1 protein-coding gene is annotated in these 1,759 nt (G+C 44.9%); it reads left to right on the forward strand.

Going from position 1 to position 1,759, the window contains the following annotated elements; translation table 11 throughout:
- Positions 1-139 precede the first annotated feature (139 nt).
- Positions 140-1,582, forward strand: coding sequence for an IS1182 family transposase (locus LLF79_RS26765; protein WP_047365884.1), 1,443 nt, complete (start codon positions 140-142; stop codon positions 1,580-1,582).
- Positions 1,583-1,759 lie beyond the last annotated feature (177 nt).

A 1,759-nucleotide genomic window follows, 5' to 3' on the forward strand; every position in this document is an offset into this window, starting at 1 on the left:
CAGGCTGTGTGAAAACTACTGATCACTTTTTGGTCTAAGTAGTGGTTTTATATGATCAACCATTCTTGATAAACCAATGCAGAAACTTACTTTATTTAATAAAATTAGAATCATACGATTAAATAAAGCGGGTGCAGGTATGACTCAACATATCAAAGGTCAAGGCAGACATCAGGTGACGTTGCTCCCTGAAGTGCTGGATGATTTTGTCACAGAAGACAACCCTGTCAGAGTTATTGACGTCTTTGTTGATGAACTACAGCTTGATACACTTGGCTTTGAGCGCGTTAATGCAAAGCAAACCGGGCGGCCTGGATATCATCCCGCAACCATGCTGAAGCTTTACATTTATGGATACCTGAACCGCATCCAGTCATCCCGCCGGTTAGAGAAAGAAGCCCATCGTAACGTTGAATTGATGTGGTTACTTGAACGATTAACACCTGATTTTAAAACCATTGCAGACTTCAGAAAAAACAATGGTAAAGGCATCAAAAATGCTTGCCGCACTTTCATTGATCTGTGTCGGCAGATGCAGATGTTCACCGATGTGGTGGTTGCCATTGATGGTAGTAAGTTCAAGGCGGTAAACAGCAAATCGAACAATTTCACGCCCCAGAAAACAAAAGGCCACATTGAAAGGGTTGAGCAAAGTATTGCTCTTTACCTGAATAAGCTCGATGAAGCTGACAAGGCTGCGGAGCCCGAAAAAAATGCATGTTTAACAACTGCGAAACTGGCATGGCTGCAAAAGCGTCTGAAAGAACTCAAGAAAATTCAGCAGGCCGTTGTGCAGCACCCTGATAAGCAGCTGTCACTGACAGATCCTGATTCCCGGTTAATGAAGATAAACAATGTTAACCGCCAGGTGAGCTATAACGTTCAGACTGCCGTTGATGCTAAATATCACCTGATTGTTGCGCATGAAGTAACGAATACACCAGACCGTGGTCAGCTAACAGCGGTGACCAAATTAGCGCAGGAAGCAGTTGGCAAAGCGGATATTACCGTACTGGCTGATAAAGGTTATTACAGCCGGGGAGATATTAAAGCAACGCAGGACTTAGGTGCCGTAGCCTTAGTACCAAAAGGCGATACCTCTGGCGCTGACCGTAAAGGTCTTTTCAATCGTTCATTGTTCAAATATGACCAGGAAAAAGATATTTATATTTGCCCGATGGGTGAAGAACTTCAGAACCGATTTACGATGGTTGAGGATGGTTTAGAACAGCAAATGTACTTTAACAATATTGCCTGTCGCGATTGCAGTCAGCGGTCAAGGTGCACCACATCAAAACGCGATCCGAGGCGTATAAGGCGCTGGGTTCATGAAGCAGAAATGGAAGACATGCAAGCCAGGCTTAATGCATCGCCACAAACAGCTGTCGTGCGAAAGCAAACGGTAGAGCATCCGTTCGGGACAATTAAGATGTGGATGGGAGCGACTCACTTCCTGACGCAACGGTTTAAAAACGTCAGCACAGAAATCAGTCTGCATGTACTGGCTTATAACCTGAAGAGGATGATGTCCATCTGGGGGGCCGAAGGATTGGCCATTAAGCTGCGAGAACGATGCAGCTAGCGGCAGTGGCCGCTTTAACTCCTAATAACTGGCCATTAGTACTCCATATCAAGCCACAAAGTCTCGTTTTGCCTCAACATACAAATCACTGCGAATACAGCCCATATCAGGAATATCTTGCATCCCTGCTGGTGTTAGTCCTCAGATACTGAAAAAACCGAGTTTTTACACAGCCTG

It is taken from the genome of Enterobacter cloacae complex sp. 2021EL-01169 (assembly GCF_020733125.1).
GTDB classification, from domain to species: domain Bacteria; phylum Pseudomonadota; class Gammaproteobacteria; order Enterobacterales; family Enterobacteriaceae; genus Enterobacter; species Enterobacter roggenkampii.